The sequence below is a fragment of the Bradyrhizobium canariense genome (assembly GCF_900105125.1).
Lineage (GTDB): Bacteria > Pseudomonadota > Alphaproteobacteria > Rhizobiales > Xanthobacteraceae > Bradyrhizobium > Bradyrhizobium canariense_A.
In genome coordinates, this window is the sequence record NZ_LT629750.1 from 7436550 (window position 1) to 7455609 (window position 19060).

General features: G+C 60.3%; 17 protein-coding genes. All 17 read left to right on the forward strand.

Translation table 11 applies throughout. The features are described from left to right. Position 1 precedes the first annotated feature (1 nt). The 17 genes from BLV09_RS35105 (at position 2) to BLV09_RS35185 (ending at position 19028) form a co-directional block, all read left to right on the forward strand. Positions 2–1075 carry an ABC transporter ATP-binding protein gene (locus BLV09_RS35105; RefSeq protein WP_146690678.1) on the forward strand — a complete coding sequence of 358 codons (1074 nt, stop codon included), beginning with the start codon at positions 2–4 and terminating at the stop codon, positions 1073–1075. A gap of 72 nt (positions 1076–1147) precedes the next feature. Beyond that, positions 1148–1618 (forward strand): CoxG family protein, encoded by a 471-nt coding sequence (locus BLV09_RS35110; protein WP_100383246.1) that lies wholly within the window; start codon positions 1148–1150, stop codon positions 1616–1618. 168 nt (positions 1619–1786) lie between these two features. Next, on the forward strand, positions 1787–2467 hold the full coding sequence (locus tag BLV09_RS35115) for an aspartate/glutamate racemase family protein (protein ID WP_146690679.1): 681 nt from the start codon (positions 1787–1789) through the stop codon (positions 2465–2467). 9 nt (positions 2468–2476) lie between these two features. Continuing rightward, complete coding sequence (locus BLV09_RS35120) at positions 2477–3823, forward strand: LLM class flavin-dependent oxidoreductase (protein ID WP_146690680.1); 1347 nt, start codon at positions 2477–2479, stop codon at positions 3821–3823. A gap of 47 nt (positions 3824–3870) precedes the next feature. After that, on the forward strand, positions 3871–4452 hold the full coding sequence (gene ssuE, locus BLV09_RS35125) for an NADPH-dependent FMN reductase (protein WP_146690681.1): 582 nt from the start codon (positions 3871–3873) through the stop codon (positions 4450–4452). Between the two features lie 145 nt (positions 4453–4597). Further along, the gene (locus BLV09_RS35130; protein ID WP_146690682.1) at positions 4598–5455 is read left to right on the forward strand and encodes an FAD binding domain-containing protein; all 858 of its coding nucleotides are present in this window, start codon (positions 4598–4600) and stop codon (positions 5453–5455) included. Next, positions 5452–7788 (forward strand): xanthine dehydrogenase family protein molybdopterin-binding subunit, encoded by a 2337-nt coding sequence (locus BLV09_RS35135; RefSeq protein WP_146690683.1) that lies wholly within the window; start codon positions 5452–5454, stop codon positions 7786–7788. The genes BLV09_RS35130 and BLV09_RS35135 overlap by 4 nt, the downstream gene beginning before the upstream one ends. Continuing rightward, entirely contained in the window at positions 7785–8261 is a 477-nt protein-coding gene (locus BLV09_RS35140; protein WP_146690684.1) for a (2Fe-2S)-binding protein, read from the forward strand. The genes BLV09_RS35135 and BLV09_RS35140 overlap by 4 nt, the downstream gene beginning before the upstream one ends. A 114-nt stretch (positions 8262–8375) precedes the next feature. Next, positions 8376–10655, forward strand: coding sequence for a xanthine dehydrogenase family protein molybdopterin-binding subunit (locus BLV09_RS35145; protein WP_244548905.1), 2280 nt, complete (start codon positions 8376–8378; stop codon positions 10653–10655). Between the two features lie 59 nt (positions 10656–10714). Beyond that, the gene (locus BLV09_RS35150; RefSeq protein WP_100383238.1) at positions 10715–10888 is read left to right on the forward strand and encodes an AtzG-like protein; all 174 of its coding nucleotides are present in this window, start codon (positions 10715–10717) and stop codon (positions 10886–10888) included. Positions 10889–10898: 10 nt separating this feature from the next. Then, on the forward strand, positions 10899–12308 hold the full coding sequence (locus tag BLV09_RS35155) for an AtzE family amidohydrolase (RefSeq protein WP_146691443.1): 1410 nt from the start codon (positions 10899–10901) through the stop codon (positions 12306–12308). 74 nt (positions 12309–12382) lie between these two features. Beyond that, entirely contained in the window at positions 12383–13243 is an 861-nt protein-coding gene (locus BLV09_RS35160; protein WP_146690686.1) for an alpha/beta fold hydrolase, read from the forward strand. Between the two features lie 177 nt (positions 13244–13420). Beyond that, positions 13421–14230, forward strand: coding sequence for an SDR family NAD(P)-dependent oxidoreductase (locus BLV09_RS35165; protein ID WP_146690687.1), 810 nt, complete (start codon positions 13421–13423; stop codon positions 14228–14230). Positions 14231–14370: 140 nt separating this feature from the next. After that, a complete protein-coding gene (locus tag BLV09_RS35170) occupies positions 14371–15579 on the forward strand; it encodes an ABC transporter substrate-binding protein (protein ID WP_146690688.1) in 1209 nt (402 codons plus the stop codon). Positions 15580–15652: 73 nt separating this feature from the next. After that, positions 15653–17539 carry an ABC transporter permease gene (locus BLV09_RS35175; protein WP_146690689.1) on the forward strand — a complete coding sequence of 629 codons (1887 nt, stop codon included), beginning with the start codon at positions 15653–15655 and terminating at the stop codon, positions 17537–17539. Next, on the forward strand, positions 17536–18306 hold the full coding sequence (locus BLV09_RS35180; protein ID WP_146690690.1) for an ABC transporter ATP-binding protein: 771 nt from the start codon (positions 17536–17538) through the stop codon (positions 18304–18306). The genes BLV09_RS35175 and BLV09_RS35180 overlap by 4 nt, the downstream gene beginning before the upstream one ends. Continuing rightward, positions 18303–19028 (forward strand): ABC transporter ATP-binding protein, encoded by a 726-nt coding sequence (locus BLV09_RS35185; RefSeq protein WP_100383232.1) that lies wholly within the window; start codon positions 18303–18305, stop codon positions 19026–19028. The genes BLV09_RS35180 and BLV09_RS35185 overlap by 4 nt, the downstream gene beginning before the upstream one ends. Positions 19029–19060 lie beyond the last annotated feature (32 nt).

The window sequence follows — 19060 nt, forward strand, 5'->3', positions numbered from 1 at the left end:
AATGGCTCGAGTAGATCTGAAAAACATCGTCGGCCGTTATGGGGATTTTCTGGCGGTCGACAACGTCAATCTTACGATCGAGTCCGGCCAGTTCGTGACACTTCTCGGACCGAGCGGCTGCGGCAAGAGCAGCACGTTGAGGATCGTCGCAGGATTGCTGAAGCCCAGTTCTGGCCAGGTCGAGTTCGACGGGCGCGATGTGACGAACCTGGCGGCGGCCAAGCGCAATATCGGCATGGTATTTCAAAGTCTGGCGCTGTTCCCGCACATGACGGTGGCGGAGAACGTGGCGTTCGGCCTCAAGATGAAGAGAGTGCCTGCCGAAGAAAGCGCCAAACAGGTCAAGCGGATCCTGGAGATCGTGCGGCTGGATCATCTCGCGCATCGCTACCCCGCGCAGATGTCCGGCGGCCAGCAGCAGCGCGTTGCGCTTGCCAGGGCGATGGCCATCAAGCCAGGCATCTTGATTCTTGACGAGCCCTTCGGCGCGCTGGACCGCAAATTGCGCGAGGCGATGCAAATGGAATTGCATGCGCTGACCCGTGAACTCCGCATGACCTCGCTGTTCGTCACCCATGACCAGGAGGAAGCAATGACATTGAGCGATGTCGTTGCCGTGATGAACAGGGGTATTGTCGAGCAGTTCGGAACCCCCGATCAGATATATCGTGCGCCGCGAACCAAATTCGTGGCCGATTTCATGGGAATTACCAATTTCCTCCCGGCAAAGGTCGTCGATGTCCGCGGAGCTCTGTCGCGTATTGAAGTGTTCGGCGCATTCTTTTCTGTCGAATCAAAACAGAAATTCAACGCCGGTGAAAACGTGACGTTGGCAGTACGTCCGGAAAAGGTCGCGGTATCGATTGACGAAACGTCGGAGAGCCCGTCGGTCAAGGGCAATGTGAAGCAGGTGACCTATCACGGCAATACGTCGCGCTACGTCATCGAGCTCCAGTCGGGAGTCGATTTGATCGCCATCGAACCGAACGACGAACAGATGGGCGCGATGCAGCCCGGTTCCGCGGTCAACGCCACCTGGAAGAGCGAGCAAATACTTTTATTTCCGCGATCGTAAAGCTGAACGGAAGGCGCGGCGAGCCGCGCGAGCATTCACTTCGCCGCTGCGAGACCAAACGGGAACCAAGATATGGCAATGACCATGAACGGAGAGATCCAGCTTAACGCGCCGCGAGACGTGGTGTGGGCCAAGCTCAATGATCCGGAAGTCCTGAAAGCCTGCATTCCCGGATGTGAAGAGTTGGAGGCGACGGAAGACAATGGATTTCGGGCTGTGGCGAAAGTGAAGGTCGGTCCCATTTCTGCCCGCTTCAGCGGTCGCGTCGCCTTGAGCGATTTGGATCCGCCGAATGGCTATCGGATCACCGGCGAGGGTGAGGGCGGAATCGCCGGCTTTGCCAAGGGCGGAGCTTCGGTGAAGCTGGCCGATAAGGATGGCGGCACCTCGCTTGCTTATGATGTGGAAGTGCAGATCGGCGGCAAGCTCGCACAACTTGGACAACGGCTCATCAGCGGCAGCGCGAAGAAACTGGCGGACCAGTTCTTCGCGACCTTCGCCAAAGCCGTGGAGGCAGAGCGTTCGCACTCGCTGTCGGGCTAGTTTTGCTCCCGCCCGACTATTCGCGCCATTCGGGCGGCTGACACTTTGGCGAGCGAACCGGAGCAGGCTGCGAGAGGCGCCGAACGCCGCAAAATTTGACTACATTCAAAATATATGTAGTAATACTCAAAACAGGCTCCCTAGCCGAGCCAAATCAAGGGGTAAAGGATGCGTATCGCTTTGATCCATGCCCTACGCCATTCGGTCGAACCCGCTGAGGAAGCGTTTCACCGCTTGTGGCCCACGGCAACCGTTCAGAACATCCTGGATGACAGTCTTTCCGCCGACCTGGCGCGCGCGGGGGCTTTGACGCCGGCGATGACGTATCGTTTTCTCGTCCTGGCGCGGTACGCGGTGCAGAGCGGCGCAGACGGAATTCTGTTTACGTGCTCGGCTTTTGGGCCTTGCATTGATGCCTGCAAGGCAGCCCTCTCGCCGTTGCCTGTCTTGAAGCCGAATGAAGCGATGATCGACGACGCAATCGCGTCCGGTTCTCGGATCGGCCTCCTCGCAACCTTTGCTCCCACACTCGCCTCGATGCCCGACGAGTTCGTTGCCGTTCGGCCTTCCATCAAAGTTGTCCCAAAGCTTGCGGAAGGGGCGTTGGAAGCGATGAACGCCGGCGATGTCGAGCAACATGATGCCTTGGCAGTCGCGGCGGCTGCTGAATTGAATGGCTGCGACGTGATCGCGCTTGCGCAATTCAGTCTCGCCCGCGCGTCGCCGGCTATTGGTCGTGCCACCCGAAAACGCGTTCTGACCACGCCGGACAGTGCGGTCAACCGCATGAGATCGCTGCTATCGGCGCAGGCAGCTCACGAGACCTTCAGTCCGACAAACCTGTCTTGAGGATTTCAGATGGCCAAAACATCACAGATGCATCTCGGTGTCTTCACGCTCGGTACCGGTCACCACGTTGCCGGCTGGAGATTGAAAGAAGCGCAAGCCGGCGCGGAAAATTTCCAGTTGATCGAGCAGATCGCGCAGACCGCGGAGCGCGGCAAATTTGATCTCATCTTTTTTGCGGACGCGCTCAACACAGGACCGAAAGTTCATCCCTCCGTAATGGTTCGGTTGGAACCCCTGACACTTCTCGCCGCACTCGCGATGCGGACATCGCATATTGGGCTCGCCGCAACCGCTTCATCGACCTACAGCGATCCTTACAATCTGGCGCGTATGTTCGCATCGATTGACCACCTCAGCGGCGGGCGCGCGGCCTGGAATGTCGTGACAGGGGCATTTCCGGAAGCTGCCGGAAATTTCGGCCACGCCAACCATCCGCCGCACGACCTTCGCTATGCGATAGCGACCGAGTTCGTCAAAGTGGTCAAGGGCCTTTGGGACAGTTGGGAGGACGGGGCCATTGTGATGAACAAGGCCACTGGACAGTTCGCGGATCTCTCCAAAATGCACGAGCTCAACCACAAGGGAGAATACTTTTCGGTCAAGGGTCCCCTCAATATTTCACGGCCGCCGCAAGGCTATCCCGTAATCATCCAGGCGGGCGCATCCGAAGCCGGCCGTGACCTCGCGTCCTCGATTGGAGAAGTCATCTTCGCGGTTCAGCAGGACGTCGGAGTGGCAAAGGCATTCGCCGATGATTTGCGGGCTCGAGCTGCAAAGGCAGGTCGCGATCCCGCCTCCATGAAGATCATGCCTGGGGTCTGTCCTATTATCGGCTCGTCCGAGGCCGACGCGAAAGCCAAGCTGGCGGCGTTGGGCGAATTTTCAGATCCGGTCTCCGCACTGAAGGTACTTTCAGAGCGCCTTGGCCAGGATCTGTCGCCATATCCCCTCGACGGGCCCGTTCCGACGCTTCCTCAATCCACGGTCATGCAAGGCCACGCGGTGACGCTCTCGGCGCTCGCGAAAAAACATAACATGACCTTGCGCGAGCTGCGCGACTATGCCGCAAGTGCAATGGGTCATCGCTTGCTGCTCGGTACACCGGAACAGATCGCCGACGGACTGGAGGAATGGTTCGTCGCCGGCGCTGCCGATGGTTTCAACATCATGCCACCCTGGTTCCCCGGCGCTTTCAACGACTTTGTCGACCAGGTCGTCCCGATCCTGCAGAAGCGCGGGCTATTCCGCACCGAATATACCGGACACACCTTGCGCGACCATCTCGGGCTGCCGCGGCCGTCCCATCCGACCGCCGGCATGGCCACAGACGCCATAGGCCAGGCGGTCGCCTCCTGAACCTGCGATCAACGCGGACTTTTCCGCAAACGTCGTTCAAGGCTTAAATGTCAAAACAACTCGTCCTTGCGATATCGAGCAGTCCCTCGCCCACGTCCAAGACGGCGAGGGTGGCGGATTACGTGTTGCAGCGCATAAGCGAGCCGACCCTGATGACTCGCCACATTCGCCTCCGGGACATGGACCCGGAGGCGCTGATTTCCGCCAAGTCGTCGCATGTCAGCGTCGCGCGAACCGTGACGGCGATCGAGCAGGCTGATGGCGTCGTGATCACAACGCCCATTTTCAAGGCATCTTATTCGGGTCTGCTGAAGATCTTTCTCGATTTGCTGCCGCAATTCGCGCTTGCGGGAAAAGCCGTCTTGCCGGTCGCCACCGGTGGCTCCGTAGCCCATCTGCTTGCGCTCGATTACAGTCTGCGACCGGTCCTCCAATCCATGGGCGCGCGGCACATTGTGCAAAGCCTGTTTGTGCCGGAAAGCGAGATGCAGGTCGTCGATGAACAGCTGCGTATCGGCGAGCAAACGGATGCCATGCTGAACGAGGCGATCCATCATTTCAAATGCTCCGTCGGCGCCACGACCGAAGACAGATTTCTCGGACATCCAAGGCCGGTGAGGAACGCTTGAGCACGCTTGACAGCAACAAAATCAGGCAGGTGAATGGGCATCCTTAGTTCATGCGGAGGCTCCTTACCCAGATTGACTTTAGTTCTGAGCGATCGTTAGTATACAAGCGAACTTCAGCTTCCTTCAGTTTAGGACTTCTGTTCCGATGAAACCCGCGTCCTTTGCCAGACACGCGCCACGAACAGTCCAGGAGGTGGTGGACGCTCTGGACGAATTCGCGCCGCTTGACGGACGTATCCTCGCCGGCGGACAGAGCCTCGTTCCGATCATGGCATTCCGGATGGCGCGGCCATTGCACCTGATCGACATCAACGGTGTCGAGGGCCTCGATCGGCTTGAGGTGGAGGGGAACATCCTGTCGATCGGAGCTTGCGTGCGCCACGCGGCGTTTCACAAGCCCGCATTCGGCGGCGTAACAGGCAGGCTTCTGTCGTTCGTCTCTCGCCACATCGCGCATTATCCGATCCGTATGCGCGGCACGTTTTGCGGCAGTCTGGCGCATGCGGATCCTTCTTCTGAATGGTGCCTGACGGCGGCGACCCTCGACGCCACGCTCGTTGCAAAGAGCGTGGCGGGCGAAAGAACAATTGCCGCCGACGAGTTTCTTCAAGGGATCATGTCGACGGCCCTTGCGGAGAACGAGTTGCTGGCGGAAGTCCGATTGCCGCTTCTGCCGGACGGGTCGACATACGGCTTCTATGAATTCAGTCGGCGCGCAGGTGATTTCGCCATGGCCGCGGCGCTTGCGACGTACCGGCTGATCGACGGCGTCATGACTGACGTTCATCTCGGCATCGGCGGCGCGGAGGAGCGGGCCCGCCGCATCCCCGAAGCGGAGAATGAACTAAGCGGCAAAAGTCCAGGCGCTGCGGTTTTTCGTGCCGCCGCAGACGCCGCTGCAAATGCCATCGAGCCACTGGAAGATATCCAGACCACCGGTGAATATCGTCGAGACCTGGTGCGGGCCGTAACCCGGCGCGCGCTGGAGCGAGCGGCGCAATGACGAGTCCGACGGCCGGTTCTGGAACAGCATGGGTTGGCCGCTCGATTCGCCGGGTGGAAGATCCGGCGCTTGTTACGGGACATGGACGCTTTACCGCGGATCTGCCCGCGGCTTACTGGGTGCGTTTCGTCAGAAGCCCGGTAGCCGCTGGACGCATCGTGCGGATCAGCGCGCCGCTGGGTGCGAACATGATCGTTGCAGCCGACCTCAAGGCTTTAAAGCCCATCCGCCCGATGCTGCATAAATTCAACTATGTCCCGATCGGGCAGCCGATCCTCGCCGACGGCGTTGTTAAATTTACCGGAGAAGCTGTCGCAGCGGTGTTTGCCCCGAGCAAGGATGAGGCGGAGGATCTCGCCGATCAGGTGGAGGTCGAGATTTCCGCGACGGAAGCACTGATCGATGCGACCGTGGCGCTCGCCGAAGGCGCCGTCCGGGTACATGCTGAAACGAGCAGCAACGTCATCGTCGAGGGTCGGATCAAGACGCCAGAGTTCGATCAAACCTGGGACCTTGCGCATAAACTAATACGTGTCGATGCCCGCTCGCACCGCCAAAACGCGATGCCGATGGAAGCCCGCGCGGGCCATGCGTCGTACGATGCGGCGACAGGACGGGTCACGCTGACCTGCACGACCCAGATGCCGCATTTGACGCGCACCGCCATCGCCGACATCATCGGATTTCCCGAATCGAAACTTCGCGTCATCGCCCCTGATGTCGGCGGCGGCTTCGGGCAAAAGATGTCACTCGCCCCGGAATATGTTCTGCTTGTGTGGCTGGCATTTCGCGTGCGCAGCTCGGTCGCCTGGACCGAGGACCGGCGCGAAAATCTGATCGCGAGCTTTCACAGCCGCGACCAGCACATCTCCGTCGAAGGCGCCTTCGATGAAAATGCCAAGTTGATTGCGATCTCAGCGGAGAACATCGCGAACATCGGTGCCTATTCATGCTTCCCGACCACCTGCGGTGTCGAGCCGCTGATGTCGATGGCGGAGTTGCCGGGGCCGTATGACGTCCGCTCTTACAACTGCGTCTCGCGCGGCGTCACCACCCATACTTGTCCGATGGCTCCCTATCGCGGCGTGTCGAGGCCGACGATCACGCTGGTGCTCGAACGGCTGATGGATCAAGCGGCCTTGGCATTCGGGATCGAACCGACTGAAATTCGTCGCCGGAATCTAATTGACAAATTCCCCTATACCGGCGCGACGGGACTCGTCTACGACGAAGGAACGTACAAAGAGACGATGGAACTGGCGATCGAGAAAATCGATTTGCCCGGATTCCGCAAGCGACAAAAGGCAGCACGTTCAAAGGGAAAATTTCTCGGCATCGGATTTTCCACGTTCTCGGAGCGGACCGGCTATGGAAGTCCGGCGTTTGCAGCCCGTGGCATGGAAATAACGCCCGGCTGGGAGACGGTGCACCTGACCGTGGATCCATCCGGATTCGTTGAAGCCCGGATCGGCGCCTCGCCGCATGGCCAGGGACTTCGGACCACGCTTGCCCAAATCATCGCCGACGAAATCGGCATCGACCCTGAATTCATCAATGTCGTGCACAGCGATACGGATCTATCTCCCTATGGTTGGGGGACGTTCGCCAGCCGATCGATGGTGATTTCGGGCGGCGCAAGCCTGCTCGCCGCGGGCAAGGTGCGCGCCAAGCTCATCAAGCTGGCGACCCACATGCTGGAGGCTGCGCCGGACGATATCGTTTTGAAATCCGGCTCCGCGCATGTGATCGGGACTGACCGCTCCGTCACAATCGCAAGCCTGGCTCGCGCGGCGTATCACGAAACGTATCGTTTCAAAGGTGAGGTCGAGCCCGGGCTCACGGAGAGCGGCACCTATGATCCTCCGGGCACATTCTCCAACGCCTGCCATGTGGCGATCGTGAAGGTCGATGTCGAAACGGGGCACGTCGAAATTGAAAAATTCCTGGTCGCCGAAGACGCCGGCCTGATCATCAACCCAATGATCGCCGATGGTCAGGTCGTTGGCGGGATCGCGCAGGGCATCGGCAACGCACTCCTGGAAGAGATCATCTACGACGACACCGGAAATATCCTGACCGGCACGTTGGCCGACTTCCTGCCGCCGACGGCGCGCGAGATTCCGGTGATCGAGTTGTATCATCTGCAAACCCTTACCGGCAGGACGCTCACCAAAGCAAAGGGGCTCGGAGAGGGCGGCGCGATCGGGGCTCCGGCGGCCGTCATAAATGCCGTCAATGACGCGCTGTCGCCGTTCAAGGTTTCCATCAACGAAATGCCGGCAACGCCGCAACGCATACGCGCGGCCTTGCGCAGCAGCGGGATGATGACATGAGCAAGACAGAAATCACGCTGAACATCAACGGGCGGGATCATTGCATTTGCGTTGAGGCGCGCCGCACCCTAGCGGACGCGATCAGGGAGGAGTGCGGCCAGACCGGCACCCACATCGGCTGTGAGCACGGTGTCTGCGGCGCCTGCACCGTGATCGTCGGCAACGAACCGGTGCGCTCGTGCCTGATGTTTGCGGTGCAGGCCGCAGGCAAGAACATACGCACGATCGAAGGCCTTGCCGATGGCGACGAGATGCATCCGATGCAGCGTGCGTTCATGGAACACCATGGTCTGCAGTGCGGATTTTGCACGCCGGGCTTTCTGATGCTGGCGGTCGGCGTGCTGGAGCGCGAACCGGATATCAGCGACGAAGACCTGGTTGATGTCCTGTCCTCGAATTTGTGCCGCTGCACGGGCTACCAGAACATCATCAAGGCGGTCCGGGCGGCCGCAAAGGACATGCGGGCCCTCTGAAGCGGCCGTTCAAGCGATCGTTGACTGTGTTCATGTTGTGAGCCTTGTTGTTGCATGACTGCGATCAGAACAAAAAACGTTGGTCGCTCGGTTCTTCGCAAGGAAGACAGACCGTTGCTGAGAGGTCGCGCCGTGTTCGCGGCTGATATCAATTTTTCAAACCAGTTGCACATGCGTGTCGTGCGTTCGCCGCTGGCGCATGGCAAGCTGCTTTCGGTTGATACCAGCGCAGCGCTGGCAATTCCGGGTGTGCGCGCGGCGTGGACGTTCGCCGATGTGGCCGAGATTCCGCCGATCGACTTCCGTATGACGAAGCTCACGGGACTTTCGGCCTATCGGCAGACCATTCTGGCAAAGGATCGGGTTCGCTACGTGGGCGATCCCATTGCCGTGGTATTTGCCGACGATCCCTATCTCGCGGAAGATGGCGCGGAAGCTGTCATTAGCGACATCGAGGAATTGCCGGTTGTCATGCACGCGGACGGAGCTCTGGGCGAGTTCTCACCTGGTTTGCCGACCGAGCCGGCCGTCATCCACAAGGAGTATGGCGACGTCGAAGCTGCGTTCCGCGACGCCTATGCGACGGTCGACCTGACTCTTTCTATCGGGCGGCATTCCGGCGTTCCGATCGAGACGAGGGGAGCGATCGGACGCTACGATCCGGTTCACGATATCCTTGAAATGCACGGCGCCGCCAAAGTGCCACACTGGAATCGCGACCAGATCGCTCTCATGCTCGGCCGGCCGTCAGCTTCCGTGCATCTTTTTGAGGGCCATGTCGGCGGCGGTTTCGGCATACGCGGCGAGCTTTATCCGGAGGATGTTCTGGTCTGTCTGGCCGCGATGCGCCTTGGCCGGCCGGTCAAATGGATCGAAGACAGGCGCGAGCATCTGATCGCAGCAAACCATTCCCGGCAGCAGACCCATCATATTCGAGCGGCCGTCGCGCGTGACGGTGTCATCCTCGCGATCGATGACGAATATTTCCACGACCAGGGCGGGTATATGCGCACCCACGGAGCAACCGTCCCTGATCTCACGGCTGCGATGCTGCCGGGCCCCTACCGCATTCCAGCCTATCGGGCGCGCGGACACATTCGGCTCACCAACAAGACCCCCGGCGGCACCTACCGCGCTCCCGGACGTTACGAAAGCACGTTCGTGCGTGAACGCCTGATCGAGGCGGTCGCAGCGAAAGTCGGCGTCGATTCGGTCGAGATTCGGCGGAGAAATTTGATCGGAAGGGATGAAATGCCCTTCGCGCGAAAGCTCGACACGCTAGGGACCGAAGTCATTCTTGATTCCGGCGACTATGCGGGCCTGCTGGACAAGGCGCTTGCGGCGGCGAACTGGGATGCGCTGCAGGAGCAAATCAGGAAGCGCCGACAGGCCGGCGAACTGGTGGGCGCCGGACTCGCCATGTTCGTCGAAAAAAGCGGTCTCGGCCCGTCCGACACGGTTCGCATCGCCATCGATGCCGAAGGCGGAGTCGAGGTCGTGACCGGAGCCGCGTCTGTCGGACAAGGCGTCGAGACGGTGGTGGCGCAGATATGTGCAGACACCCTCGGCGTCGAGTACGAGGACATCCGCGTGATTCATGGCCAGACCAACCGGATCGAACGCGGGATGGGCGCATTCGCGTCGCGGGTCACCGTCATGACCGGCGAAGCGACGCGGCTGGCTTCCACCAAGCTGCGCGAGAAGACGTTGGCGATGGCGGCGGAGCTGATGCAGACGTCTGTGGCGACCCTCGACATCATTGACGGCGTGATCGTTGACGCCGAGCGAAGGGATGGTCCTTGCATCAAGCTTTCGGACATCGCGACCGCGCTGGCTCCCGGCGGGCCATTTTCTGACGACCGAGAGCCGGGCCTCACAGCGGAGGGCGTATTTCATTCCGACCACATGACCTATCCGTATGGTGTTCATATCGCCGTGGTCGGCATTTCACCCGATACGGGGGCGATTAACGTGGAGCGTTACCTCGTCGCCTACGACGTCGGCAAGGCCGTCAACCCAACCCTGGTGGAAGGGCAGATCGTCGGCGGAGTCGCGCAGGGAATCGGCGGCGCGCTGTACGAGGACTTTCTTTATGACGATCGCGGCGAGCCCCTGTCCGTGACGTTTGCGGACTATCTGATGCCGACCGCACGAGAGATCCCTCATGTCGATACCCTGGTGACGGAAGATGCACCCAGTCCACTCAATCCGATGGGACTGAAAGGCGCGGGTGAAGGCGGGACTAACGCGGTGGGCGCCGCTATTGCAGCCGCCATCGACGATGCGCTGCGGCGGCCCGGTACGATTACGCGTCTTCCGGTGCTTCCGCAGCAGATCCGCGCGCTTCTGTCTCGCGACAGCAAAGCAAAAGACCCAGGACAGGAGGTGGCCTGATGTTTGCAGTCATTGGCCGTGCACGCCTCCTTCACGCTGGCTGAAAGGTTGGGAGTACAATGCCTGATCCGCTCGAAGACTATGTCGAGGCAGCCTCAAAGATGCTGAACCTGAAGCTGGAAGATGCCGCGGAAGTCCGCGCGGCCCTTGAGGCAGTGTTCAAGTTCGCTGCCCTGGTCGACGGCTTCCCGCTTCCCGACGAGGCGGTGGCCGCCGCCATGTTTGCGGCGTGATCCGATGAACATGGAGGGCGCCTGGCAATCTGCGTCCAAGATCGCTCAAGCGGTCTCCCGTGGAGAAACGTCTGCGCGAGGCGTGGTTGAATTGGCGCTGGATCGCATCGCCAGATATGACACGGATCTGAACGCCTTTACCGATGTCCTCGTCGCTCGCGCGCACAAGCAGGCACAGGCAATCGACGCCGCGATCGCCGCCGGCAGCAATGTCGGTCCGCTGGCGGGCGTTCCGTTTGCTGTAAAAAATCTGTTCGACGTAAAGGGCATCAGCACGCGTGCGGGCTCCAGCATCAACTGCGATCTCGAGCCGTCGCGGCGTGACGCGGCCATGATCGAGCGGCTCGAAGCAGCAGGCGGAATTCTGGTCGGGGCGCTCAATATGGGCGAATACGCCTGTGATTTTACTGGCGAGAATATTCACGAAGGGCCGTCACGGAATCCGCACGATACAACGCGCATCACCGGGGGATCATCGGGAGGGTCAGCCGCCGCCGTCGGAGGCGGTCTGGTGCCGCTTGCGCTAGGTTCCGACACCAATGGTTCGATCCGGGTGCCAGCCTCGTTTTGCGGCGTCTTTGGTCTGAAACCGACCTATGGCCGCCTCTCGCGCGCCCGGTCGTTCCCTTTCGTTGCAAGTCTGGATCATGTTGGGCCATTGGCGCGCAATGTCCGGGATCTGGCCTTGGCCTACGATGCTATGCAAGGAAGCGATGATGACGACCCTGCGTGCACGAGACGTCCGGCAGATCCGGTCAACGCAACGCTTGCCGAAGGCATTGACGGCTTAAGGATCGTGATTGCGGGCGGTTATTTTCGGGAAAACATTACTCGCGAAGCAGGCGAGGCGGTTGCGCGGGTGGCGAGCGCGTTGGGAACGTCTCTTGTCGTCGATATTCCCGAAACCGCGCGGGCGCGGGCCGCGGCCTACGTCATCACCTCCTGCGAAGGCGCATCGCTTCATCTCGATCGTCTGCGCCGACGTCCCAATGACTTCGATCCGGCCATTCGCAATCGGTTGCTTGCCGGCGCCATGATCCCGGCTGCAATGGTCGATCGGGCCCATAAATTCCGTCGCTGGTACCAGCGCGAATTTCGAGAGATCTTCGGAAATATCGATGTGCTGCTGGCGCCGGCAACGCCATTCGTCGCCCCGAAAATCGGACAGGCCACGGCCCTGGTCGACGGCTTTGAGGTGTCGAGGGCAAACATCGGGATTCTGACGCAGCCGATCTCATTCATTGGGCTGCCCGTGGTTGCAGTACCCGTGCCTCTCTCTCCGCTTCCGATCGGCGTGCAGATCATTGCAGCGCCGTGGCGGGAAGATATAGCGCTGCGGGTGGCTTACGAACTTGAGCAGAGAGGCACAGTCATTGCATCGCGACCCGAGCCGCTCGTTCGTAGACAAATGGAGCAATGATGAAAAAGGTAATTCGCTTGCAGCGCCGGTCCAACGTCACTAGCATTTCATCCGCCGAGCATTAAGGACGAAAGATGCCGCATATTGCCGGGCCAGACGGGACGCGTCTCTATTACGAAGAGGTCGGGACCGGGAGCCCGGTCGTGTTCATTCACGAATACGCCGGCGATTATCGGACCTGGGAGCCGCAACTGCGGTATTTCTCCCGCTCCCACCGATGCGTCACGCTGAGCCAGCGCGGTTACCCGCCATCCGATATTCCCGACGATCCGGCGAGCTACGGCCAGAACATCGCGCGAGACGACATCATAGCGGTGCTCGACGCACTTCGGATCGAAGCGGCCCATATCGTCGGCCATTCGATGGGGGCGTACACGGCACTGCATGTCGGAATGCACGTTCCGCGGCGCTGCCTGTCTGTGGTCGCCGCCGGATGCGGCTGGGGCTCGCTTCCCGATCCGAAACAGTCCGAAGCGATGAAAGCACTGGCGGCCGAGACCGGCAGGATGTTTGCCGAGGAAGGTATTGCGTCCGCCGCGGCGAAGTATGCCGACGCACCGATGCGTCAGGCACAGAAAAACAAGGATCCGCGGGGCTGGGCTGAATTCGCGAAGATGCTTTCCGAGCACTCGGCCCTGGGCCATGCCCACACCATGATGAGCCTTCAATTGAAGCGGCCGACGCTGTGGGAGATGGAGACTGAGCTCAGGCGGTTTACACCGCCGCTGCTGGTGATCGTCGGGGACGAGGACGAACCCTGTCTCGAAGGCAGCCTGTTTCTGAAACGCACGGTGCCAACCGCGGCCTTGATGGTAATCCCGCGGACCGGTCATACCGTCACCAGTGAGGAGCCTGCGATATTCAATGCTGCTCTGGCGGAGCTGTTCGCGGCGGCGGAAGCCGGCCGCTGGCTCGCTCACAAGAAGCCGATCTGAACAGATGGCCCGGCCCGATAATATCGCAATCGATGTGAAGGGCGCCGTTGCAAAGTGGCTGCCGGCGATCCTGGTGGCCGCAACGACCCGGCTGCTATGTCGCGCTTCACTGCGTGTTCATGTTTTCACGCAGTTTCTGAATATGCCGAACACTGAAATCTGACAGGAGGAGTCCACATGGATCTGCAACTCAAAGGGAAGACGGCGCTCGTAACCGGCGGCAGCGAAGGCATCGGGAAGGGCATCGCCATGACGCTGGCCAAGGAGGGTGTCGATGTTGCCATCTGCGCTCGCCGGGCGGAACCGTTGCAGAAGACCGCGGACGAGATCAAGTCTGCCACCGGCCGGAAGGTTGTCGCGATTGCTGCGGACCTGACCAAGGACGCCGATGCCAGGAATTTCGTGGAGCAGGCTCACAAATCTCTCGGTCGCATCGATTTGATGATCAACAATGCGGGCTCTGCACCCGGCGGCGTCATTGAAACGCTGACCGAAGACGATTGGGCTCAGGCGATGCAGCTCAAGTTCATGGGTTATGTGCGTTGCCTGCGCTATGCATTGCCGATCATGGTGAAGCAAGGCGGCGGGCGTGTCGTAAACCTGATCGGCAATGATGGCGTTAAGCCGTCCTATTGGGAAATTGCGCCGGGAGCTGCAAACGCCGCTGGCCAGAACCTCACGGTCTCACTGGCCGGGCAGTACGGCCGTCACAACATCAGCTTCTGTGCGGTCAATCCGGGTCCGGTCCGAACCGAACGCTGGTCCGGCCTCGTCAATGCCATGTCTCGCGACATGAAGATTTCATATGAGGCGGCCGACAAGCTCGCGCCCAGCTCGATTCCTCTCGGCCGGATAGCGGAGGTTGAGGAAGTCGCCAATTTGGTCGTCATGCTGGCGTCACCGCTGGTGCAGATGGCCAATGGGACGATGATTGAAATCGACGGTGGTCAGGACAAGGCGTTGATGGATCGGTCTCGTGATCGCTAAAGTTCGCTTCGGCGGATCCCTTTGAAGAGCGAACGGTTCCAGCTGCCGGGCAGGGGATCGTGCCGCGGCCAGCGCGGTCGAAGCGCACAAACGACTCTCGTATTGAAAGCCAATCTGCCATCATCAAATGGAGTTCGAACATGACGGCTCGTCATCTTGGTACCATCGCCATCGCTGCCACGCTGGCGCTTTCGATCGGCCATGCAGCTTCCGCGCAAGAAACCATCAAGATCGGAGAACTCAACAGCTACAAGTCCCAGACCGCATTCCTTGACCCCTACAAGAAGGGATGGGAGATGGCGATCGAGGAGATCAATGCGGGCGGTGGCGTTCTCGGCAAGAAGCTCGAGGTGGTTTCCCGTGACGACGGATCCAATCCGGGTGACGCCGTGCGCGTCGCCGATGAGCTCGTGACACGTGAAGGCGTCAATATCCTGGCCGGAACGTTCCTGTCGAACATCGGCCTTGCCGTAACGGAGTTCGCCGGCAAAAAGCACGTGTTCTTCCTCGCCGCGGAGCCGCTCACCGACAAGATAACCTGGCAGAACGGCAATAAGTACACGTTCCGCCTGCGCGCCACGACCTATATGCAGGTCGCGATGCTGATGCCGAGCGCGCTCGCGGCCAAGAAAAAGCGCTGGGCGCTGGTTTATCCGAATTTCGAATATGGTCAGGCCGCTGTCGCCGCCTTCAAGGAGCTGATGAAGGCCAAGCAACCCGACGTGGAATTTGTCACCGAGCAGGCGCCGCCGCTGGGCGGAGTGGATGCCGGCGCCGTGGTTCAGGCGATCGATGATGCCAAACCAGACGCGATCTTCAACGTGCTGTTCGGTGCCGACCTTGCCAAATTCGTGCGCGAAGGCAATACGCGCGGCGTATTCAAGGACCGCCCGGTCGTGAGCTTGCTCTCCGGCGAGCCCGAATATCTCGATCCGCTGAAGGACGAAACGCCGGTCGGCTGGATGGTCACCGGCTTCCCGTGGAACAAGATCAAGACGCCGGAATACATGAACTTCCTCAATGCCTACCAGAAAAAATACAATGATTATCCGCGGCTCGGCTCGATCGTCGGCTACGTCACGATGAAATCGATCGCAGCCGGCATTGCCAAGGCAGGCTCGACGGATACCGATAAGCTGATTGCCGCCTTCAAGGGTTTGAAAGTGGATGGCCCGTTCGGACCATTCATGTACCGCGCCAGCGACCACCAGGCCACGATGGGAGCCTTTGTCGGCAAGCTCGCGCTTGAAAACGGCAAGGGCACGATGACCGACTTCAAATATGTCGACGGCGCCTCCGTTCTTCCGAGCGACGAAGAGGTCAAGAAGTTACGGCCGGCAACGGAGTGATCTGGAGCATCGGGAATGTGCGTCGCTGATCCTCTTCCCGCCGTATTGTGCAGACGAGGAGGGTAGGAATCCGATGAGCTACAACGCATTCCTGTTTCAGGCGATCAACGGCCTTTCCGCCGCTTCCGGGCTATTCCTGGTCGCGGCGGGATTGTCGCTGATCTTCGGCGTGACGCGCATCATCAATATCGCGCACGGGTCCCTCTATATGCTTGGGACCTATATCGCCTACAGCTTTGCAACAAGGTTCGGCGGCGTCTTCGGCTTCTGGGGCGGCATCGTTGCAACGGCGATTCTCGTCGGGATGATCGGTGCGTTCATCGAGGTCACGCTGCTGCGGCGGATCTATCGGGCACCCGAACTGTTCCAGTTGCTTGCGACATTCGCTCTGGTGCTGGTGATCAACGACGCCACTCTTTGGCTATGGGGGCCGGAAGATCTGCTTGGACCTCGCGCACCCGGAATGCGTGGCGCGGTCGAGGTGCTCGGGCGGCAACTGCCGACCTACGACTTGTTTCTGATTTTCGTCGGGCCTGCCGTCTTGTGGCTGCTCCACCTTGCCCTTGTGAAGACCCGCTTTGGCCGTCTGATGCGGGCAGCAACCCAAGACCGGGAAATGGTCGGTGCCCTCGGTGTCAATCAGGCACTGCTGTTTACGGGCGTTTTTGCGCTCGGCGCGTTCCTCGCCGGTCTTGGCGGCGCACTTCAGGTCGCAAGGGAGCCGGCAAATCTGGCTACCGATCTGGTCGTGATCGGGAATGCGTTTGTGGTCGTCGTGGTCGGAGGAATGGGTTCGATTACCGGTGCCTATGTTGCGGCCGTTCTTATCGCGGAAGTGAAAGCGCTCTGCATCGGCCTGGGTTTGGTCCATTTCGGAGGGATCGCGGTCAATTTCTCCAAGTTCACGCTGGTCGCGGAATTTCTGGTGATGGCGGTGGTGCTGATCGTGCGGCCCTATGGCCTGCTTGGACGCGAACAAGGGACCGTGCGCAGCATCGCCGAACCCGAAGAACCGATCCGCCCGGCATCAGCAGCCATCAAGATCGCCAGCATTGCATTGCTGGCCGTGCTCGTCTGTCTACCACTGATCGCCAAACAGTCGCCTTACACACTGGTGTTGGGCATCGACGTGCTGGTCGCGGTGCTTTTCGCTACCAGCCTGCATTTCATCATGGGGCCGGGGGGAATGCATTCCTTCGGTCATGCAGCCTATTTCGGCCTCGGCGCTTACGGTGCTGCGTTATTGGTGAAATTGTTTGCCGCACCGACACTCTTTGCGCTCGCAGGAGCTCCCGTCGTTGCCCTGGCCGGCGCGCTTTTATTCGGCTGGTTCGCCGTTCGGCTATCCGGTGTCTACCTCGCCATGCTGACACTCGCTTTTGCGCAGATCGTGTGGGCCGCGGTATTTCAATGGGAAGGGCTGACAGGCGGCTCGAATGGCATCGTGGGCATTTGGCCGACGGCGCCATTCGATACCGATGTGGCGTACTATCTCCTGACCGTGACCGTCGTCGCCGGCGGCGTGCTGTTGCTGCGAAGATTTCTGTTTGCGCCGTTCGGCTACGCCATGCGCGCCGGGCGCGACTCGCCGTTGCGCGCCGAGGCAATCGGTCTCGACGTCAAGCGCGTGCACTGGCTGGCTTTCGCGATCGCCGGTGCGGTGTGCGGCGTCGCCGGAGGCATCTTTGCCTTGGCCAAGGGATCGATCTCGCCCGAGACGATCGGTGTAGGCCGTTCGATCGATGGCCTGGTGATGGTGTTGCTGGGCGGCATTCAGACGCTTACCGGCCCGATCGTCGGCGCTTCCTTTTTTGCCGTGCTGCAAGATACCATCATGCGGCAAACGGAATATTGGCGAGCCTTGTTCGGCGGTATCATCCTGGTGCTGGTGCTCGCCTTTCCCAGCGGTATCGTCGGCGGCCTTGCGAAGCTGGCTGCCCGCCGCAAGGTTTCATCATGAGCGACCTGTCGATCCGATCCCTATCCAAGGCGTTCGGCGGCGTGCGCGCCGTCAATGAGATCAGCTTCGACATCAAGCGTGGCGAGTTTCTCGCGATGATCGGTCCGAATGGCGCGGGCAAATCAACCTGCTTCAACATGATCAACGGTCAGCTCGCGGCGGATTCCGGCGAAATCTGGTTTGAGGGGAAGCGCCTGACCGGTCTTAAGCCGCGCGAAATCTGGCGGCTCGGCGTCGGTCGCACGTTCCAGGTCGCCGCAACCTTCGGGTCGATGACCGTCGTGGAAAATGTGCAAATGGCGCTGATTTCACATGCGGGCGAGAGCTACCGCCTCTGGCGCCCGGCGGCGTCGTTCCATCGCGAACGCGCACTTGAACTTCTCGATCAGGTCGGAATGCGGGCCCACGCGGACCGGCCGAGCCGCGAGCTTGCATATGGCGATGTCAAAAGGATCGAGCTTGCGATCGCGCTGGCAAACGACCCCCGGCTTTTGCTGATGGATGAGCCGACGGCCGGCATGGCTCCGGGCGAGCGCAACGATCTGATCGCTCTGGTGAAGCGCCTGGTGATCGAGCGCGGAATCTCGGTTCTTTTTACCGAACATTCGATGGACGTCGTTTTTGCCTTCGCCGACCGCATCATCGTGCTGGCCCGGGGCAGGTTGATTGCCGACGGCGACGCCAACTCGGTCCGTGCCGATCCGAAAGTGCGAGAGGTTTATTTCGGCACCGGAAAGACCTTTGCCAATGCCGGGGCAGAGGCATGAGCGAAGCGATGCTGTCCGTCGCCAACCTCAACGCTTCCTACGGGGCTGCGCGCATCCTTTACGACCTCAGCCTTGAAGTAGGCCGGGGCGAAGTCGTGTCGCTGATGGGACGCAATGGCGCAGGCAAGACAACGACCATGAAGGCGATCATGGGCTTGATCGCGCGTGCCGGCACCGTTCACTTTGATGGCAGCGATATCTCTCGCCTCAAACCCTTTGAAATCGCCCGGCTGGGATTAGGCTTCACGCCTGAAGACCGGCGCATTTTTTCCGATCTCACGGTTCTGGAGAATCTTGATATCGGACGCCAACCGCTCCGAACCTTTCGGGATGGTACGGCTGCTCCCCACTGGAACGAGACGAAATTGCTCTCTCTTTTCCCCAACCTTGGTGAAATGCCGGATCGTCCCGGGGGACAGATGAGCGGCGGCGAGCAACAGATGCTGACCATAGCGCGCACGCTGATGGGCAATCCGCTTCTGATCTTGTTGGACGAGCCTTCTGAAGGAGTGGCGCCGCTCATTGTCGAGCAGATCGCCGACACGATCATCGAGCTGAAGAAGGAGGGAGTTTCGGTGCTTCTCTCCGAGCAGAACGTTCACTTTGCGCAGCTCGTGTCCGACAGGGCGTATGTGCTGGAAAAAGGTCAGATACAATGGAGCGGTACTATGGCTGAGCTGGCGAACAATGCTGGCGTCCAGCGTTCTTATCTGACTATGTAAAGGCTCGATTCGTGGCATCGGCTTGCCGGGAA